The organism is Bradyrhizobium sp. SZCCHNRI20481, from assembly GCF_032485055.1.
GTDB lineage: Bacteria > Pseudomonadota > Alphaproteobacteria > Rhizobiales > Xanthobacteraceae > Bradyrhizobium.
Window position 1 is genome coordinate 1 of the sequence record NZ_JAUEUE010000002.1, and the last position, 17,962, is coordinate 17,962.

Consider the following 17,962-nt stretch of genomic DNA (forward strand, 5'->3'; position numbering starts at 1 on the left):
GACAACACAGCAGTGATCGAATAGTGTCAGGGATCAGCCCGGTCCAAAATGTCAGGGATCAACCCGGTCGGTCAGAGTCGCGCTGCGTGTGATGAGATTTTCCGCCATGGATGATCGCCAGCAAACATTCGCCCGCCGGATGCGCGCCTAGCCCACCGAGGCCGAGCGGATCCTCTGGCAACGTCTTCGCCACGATCTCGATCTGGCCGGTTCTCACTTCCGCCGTCAGGCTCAGATCGGGCCCTTCATCGTCGACTTCGTCAGCCGCAAGGCCAAATTAGTTATCGAGGTTGATGGAGGCCAACATGATTGGCAGCAGGAGGAAGACGCGGCCCGCACGCGGCAGATCGAGGCGTTGGGATATCGGGTGATGCGCTTCTGGAACAGCGATGTCCTGGGAAACATCGAAGGTGTACTTCACGAAATTCAGCGCGCGTGGACCCCCACCCCCGACCCCTTCCCGCAAGGGGGAGGGGAGACGAGGCCGCCGCACCGTCCCCGCAAAATGCGGAGACTAGGCAAAGCGTGAAAGCCATTAGGCCCGTAGGATCTTTGCTACGCCGCCCTCATTACCTTGACGACGCCACCCGATACGCCATTCGCGTATGGCTCGGGCAATACGGCAAGCCCTCGATCGGCTTCGACCCGCAGAAGCAGAAATCATCGGCGCCGGGCGTCGAGATCGGCCAGCGGCAGCGTTCCTTGGAGAGCTCGAACAGCGAGCAGCCATTCACGACGGTGCCGACCGGCTCCTCGACGATCACAGGCGGCGGGTCGTTCTGCACCGCGCGCAGGATGCGGCGGCGCAGCTTTGGCACGGGACGGCGTGCGCCATCGCGTGTGGTCTCGGCGCGGACCACGCGCCTGGAATCGCCGCCATTGTCGCGCGTCAGTGCCAGGCGGGAGATCTTGCCGATCACGGCGTTGCGGCTGACGCCGAGCTCGGCGGCAATCTCTCGGCAGGTCAGCCCGGCCTCAAAGTGCTGCTTCAGGGCCTGGAGCCGTTCCTCGGTCCAGGTGGGGAGTGTCTGTCGTTCGGCGGGCATTGTTGTCGCTTCCAAGTTTGATCCGTCCTGGATCGTCCTGGCCGACGGCTGCACCGAAAACTGTTGTCCGCGTTGCGTGTCCCTAGCTTACGCCCGTCCGTTGTCGCGAATCGACAGCAGCCCATCCTTGATGGCGAGCCGGATGCCTTCTTCAATCAACGTTCTGCAGACACCCGGAACGCTGGTGCCATGGGTTCCCTGTTTCACGAGCTTTTCGAGATAGCCGATGGTTGCCAGGGCTAGGGTTACGGGGATGCGGTCAGTTTCGGCTTTTTCCGTCGCCATGCCTAAAAGCTAGTCCGTAACCGGTGTACAGAAAAGTAACTTTTTAGACTCTATTAGGAATCCAATAGGTTGTACAGCGGCTTGGGGATAACTGGTTAAGGCATTGAATTTTATGGAAATATGACGGACCTGACCGGTCGCGACGGTGACTCTCCGCCCGCTCGGCGAGTCCGGGGCCGGAATCCGACGGCGAAGCACGGGTCGAGAAGATTCGCGTGAGCCGCGGTGTCCGATGGTCTCTTCAACCACCGTCGTGCCACGGTGCCTGGTTGGGGAACCCTGGCTGAAATTTCCGCAGAGCAGGCGGCGGCCATCGCGGTCACTGCGAAAAAAAATTCGTCATTCCAGAAATTGTTCTTTCGTTTTTCCGGAAATTGTGCTTTAGTGCCGCCATCCCGTCTCAGCCGGAGGGGCGTTGCGCGCGATCGTCACGACACGCGAGGCGGGGAGCGATGGCCGCGATGGAGCCGCAGCGTGTCCTTATGGACGCGCGGACGAACGGCTCGGCGCGGACGTGAAGTCGCAGCGTGCTGACACCCCGATGCTGGTGTCCCCGCGGTGGTGCGCGAAAGCGCATCATCGCGCATGGTGGCCAACAAGCCCGGCGCACCAGGCAGACTGCGTATAAGCGTGAAGACCATCGCGCAGGGAAGGCCGGGCGTTTCTCGGCTGCACCTGTGGTACCTGCCGCCTGCATTTTTTCTCGCAGGCGGGCCGCGGGCGTCAGCCGACGCCTGGCCTTCCCTGCGCCCTCCGACCTTTCAGAGGGTGAGATGCTGCAGCATGACCCGGGCAGGATCTGCCGCGGCAGCGCGACGTCACGCGTCGTTCGATGCGCTCCCTCGCGCGGCATCAATGGCGTCGTCCCCGCGAACGCGGGGACCCATAACCCCAGGGAGCAGTTGGCTTGCGCAAGTCCAGCCACCTCTCGTCAGGACTTGGCTCGGTGGTTATGGGTCCCTGCGTTCGCAGGGACGACAGCAGTGTGTTTGGCCCGACGCTCAGCCCTGTCTTCTCACCCGTGCACGACGGCCTTCGCGATCATGCAATGAATGCCCTTGGAGCCATTGACGGTCTGGGTCACCCGCAGATCGGCGGCGAGGCTGCACAGCGTGTAGGCGTCCTCGCGCGACAAATTGCGCTTCTCGCCCAGCAGCACGATCATGTCGCGCAGCGCCCGCACCACGCATTGGTCGAGGTCGGGGTCCATCGCCATCGTCATGTAGTGCGTCGCCGTCTCGGCGCGCGGATAGTCGAATTTGAGATCCTTGCGCACGGTGAGACGGAAACGGCCCTGCAGCGCGGTCTCGATCGCGGTGACGCAGACCTCGCCGTCGCCCTGCACGCCATGGCCGTCGCCGCAGGAGAACAGCGCGCCTGGCACGAACACCGGCAGATACAGCTTGGCGCCCTGCCTAAGCTCCTTGTTGTCGAGATTGCCGCCCATCGCCCGCGGGATCAGCGATGTGATCCGGCCCCAGGCCGGCGGCGGCGCCACGCCCATCACGCCGAAGAACGGCGCCAGCGGCAGCTCCAGGCCCCACGGCAGCTTGCCGACCATCCGGTCCTTGTCGAGCGGGATGTTCATCAGCCGGCTCTCGTGGAAATCGTCGGGCAGGGTGCCCGCCAGCGGCCGGATGAAATTGTAGCCCCAGTCCTGCCGCAGCTGGACGTCGAGGATGTCGACCTCGAGCACGTCGCCGACCTCGGCGCCCTTGACCGCGATCGGGCCGGTCAGGATGTGGCCGGGCACCATGCGCTCGCTGCGGGCGTGGACGTCGAACAATTCCGGCGGCACATGGAATTTGCTAGTGTCGGGCACCACGTCGGGCCCGCCGCTGATCGAATCGATCGTGACCTCGTCACCGCTGTCGATCGTGAGCACCGGCTTCAGCCGGGATTCGAAGAAGCCCCAATGGCAGGTCTCGGGGCTCGCGTGCAGATGGTGATGGGCCATGGTCCTCTCATTCGTACCGGTTCGGGACCGAGCATAGCGCATCCGCCGGCCGCCGCAGAGAGATGGCGACGCATGGCCGCTGTCGTGTATGAGGGCGGCCGTGGCACCTCACTCCGCGCCGGAGCTCGCAATGTTCTTTGTGCTGTCGAAGACGCTCGGCCTGCTGGCACTGCCGACCAATTTCATGATCGCGCTGGGCCTCGTCGGCGCGATCCTGATGCTGACCCGGTTTTCCGTGCTGGGGCGCAGGCTCGTGGTGTCTGCCATGCTGCTGCTGGCGATCGTGGGCCTGACGCCGCTCGGCAGCCTCATGCTCTATCCGCTGGAGAGCCGGTTTCCGAAATGGGACCCGGCGAGCGGCGCGCCGGACGGCATCATCGTGCTTGGCGGTCCCGTCGATTCCGACCTGTCGGTCATGTACGGCATGCCGGTGACGGTGGCGGGCGCCGACCGGGTGATCCAGGCAGCCGCGCTGGCGCGGCGCTACCCGAATGCGCGCATCCTGTTCACCGGCGGCAGCGCCAACCTGATCGCGACAGAGGCCAAGGAGGCCGATGTCGGCGCCGAGATCCTGCTCAGCCTCGGCGTGCCGAAGGAGCGGCTGTTGCTGGAGCGGCAGTCGCGCAACACCTACGAGAATGCGATCTTCTCCAAGGCGATGATCTCTCCGAAGCCGGGCGAGCGCTGGCTGCTGGTGACCTCGGCCTATCATATGCCGCGCTCGGTGGGGCTGTTCCGCAAGGCCGGCTTCCCGGTCGAGCCCTATCCCGTGGACTGGCGCGTCGGCCGCGTGCTCGACTTCGACGGCATCTCGCTGCTCGGACTGCGCCGCGCCGACATCGCCGTGCGCGAATGGGTCGGGCTCGTGGCCTACCGCCTGCGCGGCCGCATCGACGATCTGTTTCCGGGACCGGCCTAGGCAATCGTCTTGCTGAAGCCCGCCGCCTTTGCCGCCAGCTCGCCGCGCACGCGCTCGACCACCGGCTCGTAGCGGCAGCTCGCGTCCTGCCGGAACAGCCGCGCGCTCGGATACCACGGGCTGTCGTCGCGATCGCGCAGCCAGCGCCAGTCGGCGAGATGGGGCAGCATGATCCAGGTCGGACGTCCCAGCGTGGCGGCGAGATGCGCGACGCTGGTGCACACGGTGACGACGACGTCGAGGCAGGAGATCAGCGCCGCGGTCTCGACGAAGTCGGTCAATTCGACGGTGAGGTCGCGGATGCCGCTCTGCTGCGCCAGCACGGCCTTGTCGGCTGGCCGCAGCTCTTTTTGCAGGCTGATGAAATCCGCCCCGAGATCGAGCAGCGGCAGCAGGGTCGCAAGCGGCATCGAGCGGTTGCGATCGTTGCCCTGATGCGGATTGCCGGACCAGACGAGACCGACCCGCAGCCGGTCATGCGCTCGGAGCCGCCGCTCCCAGGCCGCGATGCGCTCGGCCGGCAGTGGCGGGAGATAGCTTGGCGGTGGAATGGTATCGAGCGTGGTGCCGAAGGCCAGCGGCAGGCTCATCACCGGGCAGTGCATGTCGAAGACCGGCCGCTTCAGGTCCGGTGCGTAGGCGAGGCATTGCGTCACGCCGTCGATGCCGGCCATCAGCGGCCGCAGCGCCTCGCGCACCACCAGGATCACCTTGGCGCCGCGCGCGGCGACCATCGGCACGTAGCGGGCGAACTGGATGGTGTCGCCGAAACCCTCGTCCTCCTCGATGAGGAGGGTCTTGCCGGCGATGTCCTCGTGGCCCAGCCATTTGGACTCGGCAAAGCGCGGATAGTCGATCGAGAAATCCGGCATGGCCCAGCGCGCCTCGCGCCGGGCCCAGCCGGAGACGAAGTCGCCGCACTGCAGCTCGATATGCGCGAGCTGCCACGCCGCCTTGGGATGATCGGGGACGAGCGCGAGAATCTGCCGGTAGACGGCAGCAGCATCCTCGAAACGCAGGAGCTGCAGCAGCGCAAAACCCTTGTTGAGCAGCACCTCAACGAAGTCCGGCCGCAACGCCAGGGCCTGGTCGAACCACGGCAGCGCCTCCGCGCTGCGGCCGAGGCACACGAAGGCATCACCGAGATTGTTGCAGACCATCGGCTCGGTCGGCGCCAACACATGCGCGCGTTCGCAATCGGCCAGATAGTCGTCGTAGAGCTTGAGCTCGCGAACGCACCGGGCGCGCATCTGCAGCGACTGCAGGTCGTCGGGCTGCTGCGTCAGGCATATCGTGAAGGCTCGGGCGGCTTCCTCATAGCGCTGCTGCTGATGCAGCAGCAGGCCGCTCTGGAACGCAGCCTCACGGTGGGCGGGATCGATCGTCAGCGCGTGCTGATAGCTCAGCAGCGCCTCGGCGCCGCGGTCGAGCGCCAGCAGTACGCCGCCCATATGCTTCCACAATTCGGCATCGTCGGGCTTGAGCTGGATCGCCTTGTCGAACACCGCGAGCGCATCGTCGAGCCGGCCCATCTGCTTCAAGGTGAAGCCGAGGCTGGTGAGATAGTCGATCTTCGGCGTTTGTCGGATGGCCCGCGAGAACCACGCCACGGCGTGGTCGTGCTGCCCGGTCTGCAGCGCGACGATGCCCAGCAGCGCGAGGCTGTCGGCGTGGTTCGGGTCGGCCGCCAGCGCCTGCTCGCAGCACATCTGCGCATCGAGCAGCTGGCCGGCGCCGAGGTGATGCAGCCCGGCCTCGTAGAGCGCGGCCGGCGACAGCACCGGCGCTCCGCCGGGGCCGGCCTTCGCGCTTGTCGCGCCATCTTTCCGGTCGCGCTGGCTCATCGCGGGGCCCTGTCCGAGGATCAAAAATTCATAAGTGATTCTAGGGACATCGAGAAGGATCATGGTATGGCGTGCGAGCGCGTCGCGCAGAAATACTGGCCTCGGCCGGTGCAAGGCATTAACAAGCGCCCGACATCGAACGCACGGATCGCGCCATCCGATGGGTGCGGCAGAGGGGAACGCCACATGCAACAGCCGAGCGCGCCGGACAGGCTGGATCTGGTTGCCATGGTCGCCGATCTCAACAACCTGCTGCGGCTGAAGACGACCGTCATCGGCATCAAGATGTTCGCCCGCGTCGCCGACATGGAGGCGGTGGAGAAGATCCGCCGTCCCAACGCCGTGCACACGACCGACCAGATCGTCAGCATGGCCGCACGGCTCGGCTGGACCGTCGGCATCACCGGCGACGATCTCGTCGGCGCGCAATGCCGGGCCGTGATCGGGCTCGGCCCGCAGGACGAGACCTGGCTCAAGGGCGAGAACTATGTCGGAGTCTGGCACGGCACGGCCGAGGATGCGCGCAAGCGGCAGGAGGCGCTCGACGTCGTGCCGTTCGGCCGCTACCAGGCCATGGCGGTCAGCCCGCTGTCGAGCGGCCGGCTCGATCCGCCGGACATCTGCCTCGTCTATGCGACGCCGGGACAGATGATCATCCTGATCAACGGCCTGCAATATACAGGCTACAAGAAGTTCGAATGGGGCGTCGTCGGCGAGACCGCCTGCGCCGACTCCTGGGGCCGCGCGCTGAAGACCGGCGAGCCGAGCCTGTCGCTGCCGTGCTTCGCCGAGCGCCGCTATGGCGGCGTGCCGGATGAAGAGATGCTGATGGCGCTCAAGCCGGCCGATCTCGCCAAGGCGATCACCGGCATGAAACAGCTCGCCAAGAACGGCCTGCGCTACCCGATCGCGCCCTACGGCATCCAGAACGATGTCCGCGCCGGCATGAGCGTGTCGTATGGGAAGAAATAGGTGATCGTCATTGCGAGCGCAGCGAAGCAATCCAGAGTCCTTCAGCAGAGACAGTCTGGATTGCTTCGTCGCAAGCGCTCCTCGCAATGACGGAGCAACTCATTTGCAGCAGATCTAGGGAACAAGAATGACGTCTTCCAAATTCGACCTCGTCGTCTACGGCGCCACCGGCTTCACGGGCAAGCTCGTCGCCGAATATCTCACCGCGCAGTATCGCGGCGATACGTCGCTGCGCTGGGCGATGGCGGGCCGGAGCCTCGACAAGCTCGCGGCTGTCAGGGACCAGATCGGTGCGCCTGCCGATACGCCGCTGATCGCGGCGGACGCCTCAGATCCTGCATCCCTGCAGGCCATGGTGGCGCAGACGAAGCTGGTGCTGACCACCGTCGGTCCCTATCAGCTTTATGGCAACGAGCTCGTCGCGGCCTGCGCCGAAACCGGCACCGACTATGTCGATCTGTGCGGCGAGCCGGTGTGGATGCGGCAGATGATCGACAAGCATCAGGCCACCGCCGAGAAGAGCGGCGCGCGCATCGTGTTCTCCTGCGGCTTTGATTCCGTGCCGTTCGAGCTCGGCGTCTATTTCGTGCAGCAGCAGGCCAAGAAGGTGCTCGGCGCCGCAGCGTCGCGCGTGAAGGGCCGCGTCCGCGGCATGAGCGGCACGCTCTCGGGCGGCACCGCGGCGAGCGCCAAGGCGACCTTCGATGCGGTCGCCAAGGATCTGAGCCTGGTAGCGATCCTCAAGGACTCGTTCGCCCTGACGCCCGGCTTCAAGGGCCCGAAGCAGCCGTCGGGCAACAAGCCCGTCTATGAGGAAGATCTGCAGTCCTGGACGGCACCGTTCATGATGGCGCTGATCAACACCCGCAATGTCCACCGCTCCAACATGCTGATGGGTTTTCCCTACGGGCAGGACTTCGTCTATGACGAGATGGTGCTGACCGGCCCGGGCGAGAAGGGCGAGGCCAACGCCAAGAAGGTGATGGCGGCAAATGCCGAGAAAACCGGGCCCAACGCGCCGAAGCCGGGCGAGGGTCCCTCGAAGGAGGAGCGCGAGAACGGCTACTACAATCTTCTCTTCGTCGCGATCGCCCCCGACGGCCGCCAGGTCCGCGCATCCGTGAAGGGCAACCGCGATCCCGGCTACGGTTCGACCTCGAAGATGATCAGTGAATGCGCCGTCGGCCTGCTACGCGACGGCGCCGGCGTGAAAGGTGGATTCTGGACCCCGGGCGCTGCGCTCCGCGACAGCCTGATCAAGCGGCTGGTGGATAATGCCGGGCTGACGTTTGCGGTGGAGGATTAAGAGGTGATGTGCGCACCGATCGCTGCGGATCGGTTCGCTTCGGCCTGATGGGCGCGCGTGGCGGCGATCATGCCCCACATCGTGCCGAGCATCAGGAAGAAGTGCCGCCAGTGGTCGGTGTCGATGATGAAGCTTTCGCCGACCGTGCCGAGGAATGCTGCGAAGATTGCGATGTAGGTGCGCTGCCAGGGCACGCGCACGAACAGATAGCGGAAGCCGAGAATGACAGTGGTGAACACCAGCGCGGGATAGCAGATGCCGGACAGCCAGCCGCCCGACATGAAGGCGTTCAGATAGGAGTTGTGGGTGTCCTCGGGGAAGTAGTTGTGGAACTGCAGCGGCCCGATCCCGAACGGCAGGTCGAGCGCCATGTCGGCGCCGAGAATGTGGCGTCCGAAGCGTCCGAACCGGCCCTCGTCATAGCTCTGGTCGAAGCTTGCCCGCTGCTTGAACATGTCGGCGATGGAATCGATGGAGAGCAGAACGCCGATCAGGACGATGCCGGCCACGGCGGCCGCCAACGTCATGAAGATGATGCGGGAGCGCTCGCCCCGCGTCTGGCTGGTGAGCACCATCGTCGCCAGCATGAAGGCGGCGGTGAGGACGAGGCCGCCCCAGGCCGCGCGCGAGAAGGCGAGCAGGATGGCGAGCGCCATCACGCCGAGCGCAAAGCTGGCGCGCAAGGTCGCGGCGAAGCGGGCGGTCACGACGTTCTGCAGCGCGAGCAGCGCCGGCAGGATCAGGAACGCGCCGAGCACGTTCGGGTCCTTGAAGGTGCCGCGCGCACGGCCATACAGGGTGAGGAGATCGTATCCACCCGGCACCAGATGGAAATAGCCGGCGACGCCCGCGAGGGCTGCGATCGCGCCGCCCATCACGAGACCGCGGCGGAGCATGTCGAGCCGCGCTTCTGTGTCGTCCGACGTCAGCATGGCGATGAAGATCGCCGTGAAGGCCATGTACCAGGAGGTAGCGATCCAGGTCGCGATCTTGGAATCGTCGAGCAGCGGTATGGCGCTGATCGTGTAGCCGAGATTGACCAGGACCAGCAACAGCAGGAGCGGCAGGAAGACGAGGCGCAGCCTCATGCCGGTCGCGAAGAACACCGCGGCGGAGGCGAGCGTGACGAGTTCATAGGGGCTCGGTTCGATGAACACGATGGCGCCGGAGACCCCGACCAGCCAGACCAGCGCACGCTGCAGGGCGACGACGCCCGGAGGGGCGATCGGCCTCGATGCGAACTCTCCGGCTGCCGCCGTCATGGCCATCGCGAACTCACACTCATACGCAACGCATGGCGGGATCGGCCAGACACACGCGCGAAGCGGCCGTTTGCCCGCTCCGGATCCCCGATATCAATAGGCGTTCTCGCTCTTGGTCATCAGCGCCAGCGGCGTCTTGAGCAGGATGTAGAGGTCGAACAGCACGGACCAGTTCTCGATGTAGTAGAGGTCGAACTCGACGCGCTTCTGGATCTTCTCCTGGTTGTCGATCTCGCCGCGCCAGCCGTTGATCTGCGCCCAGCCGGTGATGCCGGGCTTGACGCGGTGGCGGGCGAAATAGCCGTCGACGGCCTCGTCGAACATCCGGTTCTGCAATTTGCCCTGCACGGCGTGCGGCCGCGGACCGACCAGCGAGAGGTTGCCCTTGAACACCACGTTGAACAGTTGCGGCAGCTCATCGAGGCTGGTCTTGCGAATGAAGCGGCCGACGCGGGTCACCCGCGGATCGTTCTTGGTGACGACCTTGGACGCCGTGGGGTCGGCCTGGTGGTGATAGAGCGAACGGAACTTGAAGACGTCGATGCGCTCGTTGTTGAAGCCGAACCGCTTCTGCCGGAACAGCACCGGCCCCGGGCTGTCGAGCTTGATCGCGAGCGCGACCAGCGCCATCACCGGAAGCGTAAGCAGCAGGATGAGGCCGCCGACCAGCCGGTCGAACAGCATCTTCATCACCAGGTCCCAGTCGGTGATGGGGGCCTCGAACACATCGAGCGTCGGGACCGCGCCCAGATAGGAGTAGGAGCGCGGCCGGAAGCGCAGCTTGTTGGTATGGGCCGAAAGGCGAATGTCGACCGGCAGCACCCACAGCTTTTTCAGCATGTCCAGGATGCGGGTTTCCGCCGAGATCGGCAGCGCGAACAGCACCAGGTCGACGCGGGTTCTGCGCGCGAACTCGACGATATCATCGACCTTGCCGAGCTTCGGCGCGCCGGCGCAGGTCTCGAGCGCGCGGGAGTCGTTGCGGTCATCGAACACGCCGAGGATCTCGATCTCGGAGTCGTCCTGCGCCTTCAGGGCACGCACCAAGTCCTCGCCGCTCTGGTCGGCGCCGACGATGATGGTCCGGCGATCGAGGCGTCCTTGTCTGGCCCAGCTGCGGATGAGGTTGCGCAGCACGACGCGGCTGGCGATCAACGCGCCGAGCCCCACGAAGAAGAACGCGGCGAGCCAGAGACGGGAGACTTCGTTGCCGATCTTGGCGAAGAAGGAGAGTCCGATGAACAGCAGGAAGACGAAGCAGTAGGACGAGATCATCCGGGTCATCTGCCGCACCTGGGCGCGGAAGACCTGGATTTGGTAGATATCGGCGGCCTGGAAGCAGACCACCGTGGTCACGGCCAGGCCGAGAATGGCAACGAGATACTCCCAATGGAAGCCGCTGAGCGGAACCACGTAGCCGAAATAGATGACGCTGCCGACGACGCTCAGCAGCACGAAATCGGTGATGCGAACGATGCCGGCGAGGACGATTGGAGAGTAGGCGCGGTGGACCTTCTGATTGGCGACCGCGAGGGCCGCCGGCGACAGGCGGCGACGCCGTTCAACGGCCGGCCGTCCGGCCGCGGCGGTCGATGCGGCCGTCGCCGCAGCAGCATCCAACATCGAGCGAGCGTTGATCGGTTCCACAGTCGTACAAGCCCGGATTATGTTTGTTAGTATTTGTGGTCATGTAAGCGCTGATAGCGCCGGGGGAAATTCCCCACCGGCGGGATTAAGGGCCAAATCGGAAGAAACGGTTAGCGATGGTAAATGACGTCAGGTCTTGGTAAACGCCTCGCGATAGCTGTCGAGCACGCCATCGACCATCGCCTTCTGCGAGAAATGCTGGAAGACCCGCTCGCGCAGCGCCTTGGCGCGCAGTTGCGTGGTAGCCGGATCGTCCAGTGCGGCAGCGATTGCGTCGGCAAGCGCGGTCGCGTTGCCCGGCATGAACATCGCGTCGTCGTGCGGTCCGAAGATCTCAGGGATGCCGCCGACTCTCGCTGCGATCATCGGAACCCCGGCGGCTCCCGCCTCGATCACAACATAGGGCATGGAATCGCCACGCGAGGGAACGACGAGCAGCCGCCCTTTCGAAAATCCGTCGCGGGCCTTCACGTGGCCGATGAAGCGTACTGCGGCCGCAAGACCGAGGCGTTCGACCTGAGCCTTGAGTTTCGTCATCTCTTCGCCGTCGCCGCCCAAAGTCAGCGTCAGCGGGCGGCCACGGGAGCGCAGCTCCGCGACGGCATCGATCAGCAGATCCGTGCCCTTGATGTGCCTGAACTCGCCGACATACGCCAGGTCGGTCTGGTCCCGGGCTGGTGCGATCGGGTCGAACTCGCCTGCAGTGACACCGTTGAAGACGCAATTCACCAGTCCCTGAGGATGGCCGATCATGCGCTCATAGGTATCGCGGGCGAATACGCTCTCGAACAGGAAGAGGTCGGTCCGGTTCATCAGCGCACGTTCAAGCCGGCCATACAGCGCGCCTTTGAACGTGTCGCGTGGGTAGTGCAGCGAACCGCCGTGAGGCGTGTAGATGCGGATCGTTCCTGGCCGGTGCGGCAGCAGGCGGACGAATGCGCCGGCCTTGGCGCCGTGGCCGTGCAGAACGTCCGGGGCGAGTGTACGGGCGAGTCGATAAAACCGTCTCAGTGCCAGAATGTCGCTCGGCCAAGGCTCCCGATGAATGGGGATGCGGTGCACGCCGAGTGTCAGGCGAGGCGCGATCTGGGCCAGCGCGGCATCGGCGCGTTCGCCGCCGGTCAGGCTGTCCGCGATGATGCCCACGTCGTGCCCGTGATCGACCTGACCGTTGGCAAGGTCGAGGATATGCCGAAAGATGCCGCCGACGGGAGCTCTGACCGCGTGAAGGATTTTGAGAGGTTTGTTCTGCGACGGTGCCATGTCGAACTCGCCCGCGCCCTCGGCCTGCGCTTGGTTTTGCCAGGCGCCGCTGCGCGAGCTGATCTGACGACTGGCGGATAGAGGAAGCACGGGCGCCTCTCGTCGCTGAATATCGATAGCTCCAACCTCGATAGAGGCTTGATGGTTAACAAAGTCTCACTTGTCGTCACTACCAGGCAAGCTCGCACCAGCATTGTGACGATCTGGCGCAAGCTCACGTGTTACGAGCAGCATATGGCGAACGATGACGATTGTTCGATAGGGCGAGGTTGCAGGCGCTCCGGTTAACCCGTCAGCAACCTTAATAGAGTGTAATTGTACCACGTATGGTGGCGGCGTGGCGCGGGTCTCGCGGGAGTGGATAATGCGGTTGGCGTTCTGGCGTGCCGGCAAGAAGACACAGGTTGACGGAGCCTCCGCCCGACCTGTGACAGGCTCGCCGTCGTCGGCGGAGCCCGGCCCGGCCGGCGATCTCGACATCCGGCTGGTCGGTCGTGCCCTGGCGCGAAAGCGTGGCTTCATCCTTCTGCCCACGCTGCTCGCTCTCGTTCTGTCGATTGCCGCAGTCAACATGATCACACCGCGCTACAAGTCCGAAGCGCGGATTCTGATCGACGGCCGCGAGAACGTGTTCGTGCGGCCGAACGGGGAGCGCACCGAGGAGCGGACGGCGCTCGATGCCGAGGCGGTCACGAGCCAGGTGCAACTGGTCCTGTCGCGCGATCTGGCCCGCGACATCATCAGGAAGAACAAGCTGGGCGAGCTGTCAGAGTTCGATCCCGTGCTGCGGGGCGTGTCGCCGCTGAAGTCGGTCGCGGCGATGATCGGCCTCGTGAAAGATCCGCTCGCCATGACGCCGGACGAGCGCGTCATGGACGCCTATTACGAGCGCTTGACCGTTTACGCCGTGGACAAATCGCGGGTGCTCGTCGTCGAGTTCCAGTCGCAGGATCCGGCGCTTGCGGCGCAAGTCGCGAATTCGATCGCGGATGGCTATCTCGTAGTTCAGCAGAATGCCCGCCAGGCGCAGGCGAAATCGGCCAGCCAATGGCTCTCTGGGGAGATCCAGGGGCTGCGCAAGAAGGTCGAGGAGGCGGAGTCGCGGGTCGAGGAGTTCCGCGCCAAGTCGAATTCGTTCATGGGGACCAACAACACGTCGCTGTCCAACCAGCAGATGGGCGAGGTCAACACCCAGCTCAACAATGCGCGCGCCTTGAAATCGGATGCCGAGACCAAGGCACGGCTGATCCGGGAGATGCTGCAGAGCGGCCAGCCGATCGAGGCGTCCGAGGTGGTCAACTCCGAGCTGATGCGCCGGCTGTCCGAGCAGCGCGTGAATCTGCGCGCGCAGCTCGCGGAGCAGTCGTCGACGCTGCTCGACAATCACCCGCGCATCAAGGAGCTGAAAGCGCAACTGGCTGATCTCGACCGCCAGATCCGCGACGAGGCCGGCAAGATCTCGCGTTCGCTCGACAGCGACGCGCGAATCGCCGACGGGCGGGTGCAGATGCTGAGCCAGAGCCTCGATCAGGCCAAGAAGCAGGCCACCTCCACCAATGGCCTCGATGTCCAGCTGCGGGCGCTGGAGCGCGATGCGAAGTCGCAGCGCGACCTGCTGGAATCGTATCTCGCCAAGTACCGCGAGGCGAACACCCGTGAGTCGCTCGACACCCCGCCCGCGGATGGGCGGATCATCTCGCGGGCGGTGCTGTCCAACACGCCGGCGTACCCGAAGAAGCTGCCGATCGTGCTGATCGCCACATTGGCGACCTTGATGCTGACCTCGGGCGTGGTCATCACCGGCGAGCTGCTGCGTCTGACCGCGCCGCGCCCAGCGAGCCAGATCCCAGCGGCGAACGCGATGCCGGATGTCATGGTGCTCGCGGCCCGGGTCGAGCCGATGATCGCGGCGCCCATGGTCGCCGCAGCGCCGGCCGTTGCCGCGTCGGCATCGACTGCAGCGGCGCGTCCCGCCGCGGTCGTGCCGCCAGCGGTGGCCGCCGTCCCGCCCGAACCGGTCAAGCCGCCGCCGATGAACGAGTTCGAGCAGCTCGCATCCGATCTGCTCGCCGCGGGCGAGGGCGCCCGCAAGGTCACCGTGCTCGGTACGGCCGGCGGCGAGGCCGTCACGTCCACCGCGCTCGCGATCGCGCGCACCATGGCAGCGCAGGCGCGCGCGGTGCTGGTCGACCTCGCCGGCAGCCCGCAACTGCTTGCAGGCGTGTCGGTCGATCCGGCCGCGCCCGGCCTCATCGAGCTGATGCTGGGTGAGGCATCGTTCGCGTCCATCATCACCAAGGACCAGGCCTCGCGGCTGCATCTGGTCAACGCCGGCCGCCCCGGCGCCGACCGCAGCCAACTGCAATCGCCGCGGCTCGCGCTCGCGATCGATGCGCTGCTGCGAGTCTACGACCACGTGCTGCTCGACGCCGGCAACGCCTCCGACCTGCCGGCCGAGCTTTTGACCGCAGGCGCGCGCGCCATCGTCGTGCCCGATCCCAACATGCCTGCCGAGGCGCGCAGCCAGATGAGCGAGCAGCTGCGCGAGGTCGGCTTCGGCGCCGTCACCATGCTGAAGGCACCGGTCGGAGGCGCCAACCGCAACCAGCCGGGGCCGCGCGGCGTCGCCGCCTAGTCTCGGGCCTTCTCGTCGGCCTTTTCGTCCACCTTGGCGGCGCCGCCACGCGCTCGCAGCGCGCCGCGCAGCTGCTGTGCCAGACGGAACAGGGCAGGGCTGTGCTTGACGGCATGCTTGGCCCGTCCAACCGCAGCCATCGTCGTCGCGGCGACGCGGCCCCGCGCGGTCAACGGCATGAAGCTGTCGAAGATCGGCTCGTCATCCTTGCAGAACATCCGCTTGTAGTCGTCAGATCCGATGCCGAGATCGAGGGCGCGAAAATCCTGTTGCGCGTAATGATCGATGATCGAGCGCATCAGGATCAGCCCGGGGCTCCAGCGCGCATTCTCCGACAGCGTGTAGGTGTTGAACATCATCGAGAAGCGCGCCTCGTCGGCTACGCCGGCAAACAATGCGATGATCTCGGCATCGCAGCGCAGCGCGTGGATATCGATGGCGCGATGCCCGCAGTCGAGCTTTGCCATGCAGGCGCTTCGCACGAAGGCCTCGATGCCGGGCTCCGCGAACACGTTCGGAAGCCTCTGCTCGGCCATGCGGACCGGCTTGGTGCGGAAGAACCAGTCGAGCAGCTCGGCGATCTCGGCGTCGCTGCTCGCGACCATGTAGCGATAGCCGGGCAGCGCCTGCAGCTTCTTTTCCTTGCTCTTCAGTCGCTTTCGGAACGAATTCGACAACAGCGCAGTCGGCGCAGCCCCCGGCGGCATCAACAGCACCGGACAGTCGTTCACCGACGACTGGTGCGGCCATTGCGCCAGTGGATTGGCGAGATCGCGCCAGTGCAGCGGCTGCTGTGTCAAGGCGAGCACGTCGACACCGCCGCGATCGCGCAACCCTGCGAGCAGGACGTCGAGATCGCCGGCGCTGGCGCGCGTGGCGAATTCGCGATCCATCAGCGGCATGTTGAAGGTCGTATGCTTGCCGCCCATGAAGGTGGCGATGCGCACGCCGCAGGCGTGCCGCAACGTCAGCGGCAGCAGCAGCAGCGGGCGTTGCTCGGCATCACGCCCGATGACGATGAAAGGCGTCGCATGCTCGCGCGCGCCGACGTCGCGCTGCCATGCGCCGAGCAGGTCGAAGCGTTGGTAGGGCGTCGAGACATGTTCGGGGACTTCGAGCGCGCGCCAGACCGGCTCGGCGGCAGCCAGATCGGACACGATGTCGACCCGCGCGAGCCCCGACGGCAGTCGCCGCGCGGGCGCCTGCGCCGTCCGGCTCTCGATCACGGCGGCCATGGTCATCGCGCAGCTCGCGTTGTCGTGGAATTTTGTTGCTTGACGTCGGGAGACCCTCGCAAAGAAGTCTCAACAAAAGGTAATGGCAATGACTTCGTCCCAAATCGGGAATGGCACAAACAAAGACCTGTTCAAATCGGCAGCGGCCACGCGATCTTGACGGCGGACGATCGCTATCATCGGATGGCGGTGATCATGACGCGATGGCGCCATGGTCTGACAGCATCAGGTGGGCGCGGACGGTCTGGTTTCAAGTGGGATTCGGGGAAGGGGCGCGGGAATTGTCGTCGGACAACAGGTGGCTGCGCAGCGCCCGGCTCGAGCTGGCCTATTTCAGCGGACGCACGCTGCTCGCGTCGCGGGCCACGGGCGGCGCCGGCGCCGTGCTGCGGTTCGAGCGGGTGCGGCCGCGGCGCAAGGGGGCGTTTCAGCCGCTGAAGTGCGCGGAGATCACGCCCGTTTTCCTCGACAAGGTGATCCGGGCGCTGAAGCGCTGGGGCTATGAGATCGTCTCGCTCGACGAGGCCTGCCACCGGTCGGTCCGGCTGCCCGAAAGCGGTCGCTTCGCCTGCCTGAGCTTCGACGGCGCCTCCAAGGACGTGATCACGCATGCCTATCCCGTGCTCGCCCGCCACGGCGTGCCGTTCACCGCTTACGTGCCCCCGGCCTTCCCCGATGGCCTCGGCGAGGCCTGGTGGCTGGCGCTGGAGGCCGTGATCGCGCGCGAGGCGCGCATCAGCCTCGTGATCGACCATCGGGAACAGCGATTCAACGTGGTCACGCCGGCTGAAAAATACGAGTTGTTCGCCCATCTCGCAGGCTGGCTGCGCAAGCTGCCGCCGGCCGAGCTGTCGATCGCGATCCGCGACCTCTGCGCGCGCCATTCGGCCGATCTCGCCGCCCTGAGCCGCGAGTCCGCGATGGATTGGACCGACATCGCCCGTCTCGCCGCCGACCCCAACGTCACGATCGGCAGTGCCACCGTGCATTACTCCGTGCTCGCCAATCTCCGGGATGCCGACGCCCAGCGCGAGATCACGATGGGCAAGGCGGTGCTGGAGACGGCGCTGCGCCGCCCGGTCCGGCACATGGCGTATCCGTTCGGCGACCGCTATTCGTTCCGCCGCAGCGACGTTGTGCTCGCCGAGCAGGCGGGCTTCGTCAGCGCGGCCTCGACGATGCCAGGCGTCGTGCAGAGCGAGGGCCGCACCCATCTGCACATGCTGCCGCGGATCGCCTGGGACGGCCGCTCGCGCTCGCTGCGCGCTTTGAAGGTGCTGATGGCCGGCATCACCCTGCCGCGGGAAAAATCCGCGCCGCAGCCGAAACTCGATCTCGGCTGATCAGCCCTGCTGCCGCTCCGGATCCGGGCGCAGCATCCAGCTCACGATCGGCATCGCCGGCAGCACCCAGCCCATGCCGACCACGACGTAATACACCGCCTGCAGCCAGCCGGAATTGGCGATCAGAGGGAATTGCGCCATCACCATGCCCATCATCGACCAGGCGAAAGCGAGCAGGAGCAGCGCGACGGCGCCGATCAGTTTGCGGGTGCGGATCGTCATGACGGGATTGTCAGCCTCGGCTGGGG

The 17,962-nt window shown here is 65.6% G+C and carries 15 protein-coding genes; 6 read left to right on the top strand and 9 right to left on the bottom strand.

Annotated features, from left to right (window positions below; all coding sequences use genetic code 11):
• Window positions 1-202: 202 nt before the first annotated feature.
• A complete protein-coding gene (locus QX132_RS02505) occupies window positions 203-529 on the top strand; it encodes an endonuclease domain-containing protein (protein WP_316160230.1) in 327 nt (108 codons plus the stop codon).
• Between the two features lie 40 nt (window positions 530-569).
• Here QX132_RS02505 and QX132_RS02510 read toward each other — a convergent pair whose 3' ends face one another.
• The 3 genes from QX132_RS02510 to QX132_RS02520 all read right to left on the bottom strand — a co-directional run bounded on the left by QX132_RS02510 (window position 570) and on the right by QX132_RS02520 (window position 3,288).
• Window positions 570-1,046, bottom strand: a complete 477-nt coding sequence (locus tag QX132_RS02510) for a GcrA family cell cycle regulator (protein ID WP_315740196.1) — start codon at window positions 1,044-1,046, stop codon at window positions 570-572.
• Window positions 1,047-1,133: 87 nt separating this feature from the next.
• Window positions 1,134-1,331, bottom strand: coding sequence for a hypothetical protein (locus tag QX132_RS02515; protein WP_006614936.1), 198 nt, complete (start codon window positions 1,329-1,331; stop codon window positions 1,134-1,136).
• Window positions 1,332-2,346: 1,015 nt separating this feature from the next.
• On the bottom strand, window positions 2,347-3,288 hold the full coding sequence (locus QX132_RS02520; RefSeq protein WP_316160003.1) for an acetamidase/formamidase family protein: 942 nt from the start codon (window positions 3,286-3,288) through the stop codon (window positions 2,347-2,349).
• A gap of 130 nt (window positions 3,289-3,418) precedes the next feature.
• On the opposite strand from QX132_RS02520, the gene QX132_RS02525 reads away from it, so the two are divergent.
• Window positions 3,419-4,207 carry a YdcF family protein gene (locus QX132_RS02525; protein WP_316160004.1) on the top strand — a complete coding sequence of 263 codons (789 nt, stop codon included), beginning with the start codon at window positions 3,419-3,421 and terminating at the stop codon, window positions 4,205-4,207.
• Here QX132_RS02525 and QX132_RS02530 read toward each other — a convergent pair.
• The gene (locus tag QX132_RS02530) at window positions 4,204-6,051 is read right to left on the bottom strand and encodes a tetratricopeptide repeat protein (protein ID WP_316160005.1); all 1,848 of its coding nucleotides are present in this window, start codon (window positions 6,049-6,051) and stop codon (window positions 4,204-4,206) included. The genes QX132_RS02525 and QX132_RS02530 overlap by 4 nt on opposite strands.
• A gap of 186 nt (window positions 6,052-6,237) precedes the next feature.
• Between QX132_RS02530 and QX132_RS02535 the strand changes: the two genes are divergently transcribed.
• Together QX132_RS02535 and QX132_RS02540 are read left to right on the top strand one after the other, a co-directional pair.
• Window positions 6,238-7,023, top strand: a complete 786-nt coding sequence (locus QX132_RS02535) for a DUF169 domain-containing protein (RefSeq protein WP_315740192.1) — start codon at window positions 6,238-6,240, stop codon at window positions 7,021-7,023.
• Window positions 7,024-7,150: 127 nt separating this feature from the next.
• Window positions 7,151-8,329, top strand: coding sequence for a saccharopine dehydrogenase family protein (locus QX132_RS02540; protein WP_315740191.1), 1,179 nt, complete (start codon window positions 7,151-7,153; stop codon window positions 8,327-8,329).
• On the opposite strand, the gene QX132_RS02545 is transcribed toward QX132_RS02540, so the two are convergent.
• The 3 genes from QX132_RS02545 to QX132_RS02555 form a co-directional block, all read right to left on the bottom strand.
• Window positions 8,326-9,597, bottom strand: coding sequence for an O-antigen ligase family protein (locus QX132_RS02545; RefSeq protein WP_315740190.1), 1,272 nt, complete (start codon window positions 9,595-9,597; stop codon window positions 8,326-8,328). The genes QX132_RS02540 and QX132_RS02545 overlap by 4 nt on opposite strands.
• Window positions 9,598-9,684: 87 nt before the next feature.
• On the bottom strand, window positions 9,685-11,214 hold the full coding sequence (locus tag QX132_RS02550) for an undecaprenyl-phosphate glucose phosphotransferase (protein ID WP_316160006.1): 1,530 nt from the start codon (window positions 11,212-11,214) through the stop codon (window positions 9,685-9,687).
• A 153-nt stretch (window positions 11,215-11,367) separates the two neighbouring features.
• Window positions 11,368-12,501, bottom strand: a complete 1,134-nt coding sequence (locus QX132_RS02555) for a glycosyltransferase family 4 protein (protein ID WP_316160232.1) — start codon at window positions 12,499-12,501, stop codon at window positions 11,368-11,370.
• A gap of 364 nt (window positions 12,502-12,865) precedes the next feature.
• On the opposite strand from QX132_RS02555, the gene QX132_RS02560 reads away from it, so the two are divergent.
• Window positions 12,866-15,136: an exopolysaccharide transport family protein gene (locus tag QX132_RS02560; RefSeq protein ID WP_316160007.1), complete on the top strand. Its 2,271-nt coding sequence runs from the start codon at window positions 12,866-12,868 to the stop codon at window positions 15,134-15,136.
• Here the strand turns inward: QX132_RS02560 and QX132_RS02565 are convergent.
• Entirely contained in the window at window positions 15,133-16,377 is a 1,245-nt protein-coding gene (locus tag QX132_RS02565; RefSeq protein WP_316160008.1) for a GNAT family N-acetyltransferase, read from the bottom strand. The two genes, QX132_RS02560 and QX132_RS02565, sit on opposite strands and share 4 nt — an antisense overlap.
• Window positions 16,378-16,652: 275 nt before the next feature.
• On the opposite strand from QX132_RS02565, the gene QX132_RS02570 reads away from it, so the two are divergent.
• A complete protein-coding gene (locus tag QX132_RS02570) occupies window positions 16,653-17,714 on the top strand; it encodes a polysaccharide deacetylase family protein (RefSeq protein WP_316160009.1) in 1,062 nt (353 codons plus the stop codon).
• On the opposite strand, the gene QX132_RS02575 is transcribed toward QX132_RS02570, so the two are convergent.
• Window positions 17,715-17,936 (bottom strand): DUF2842 domain-containing protein, encoded by a 222-nt coding sequence (locus QX132_RS02575; RefSeq protein WP_315711497.1) that lies wholly within the window; start codon window positions 17,934-17,936, stop codon window positions 17,715-17,717. It abuts the gene before it with no gap.
• Between the last annotated feature and the right edge of the window lie 26 nt (window positions 17,937-17,962).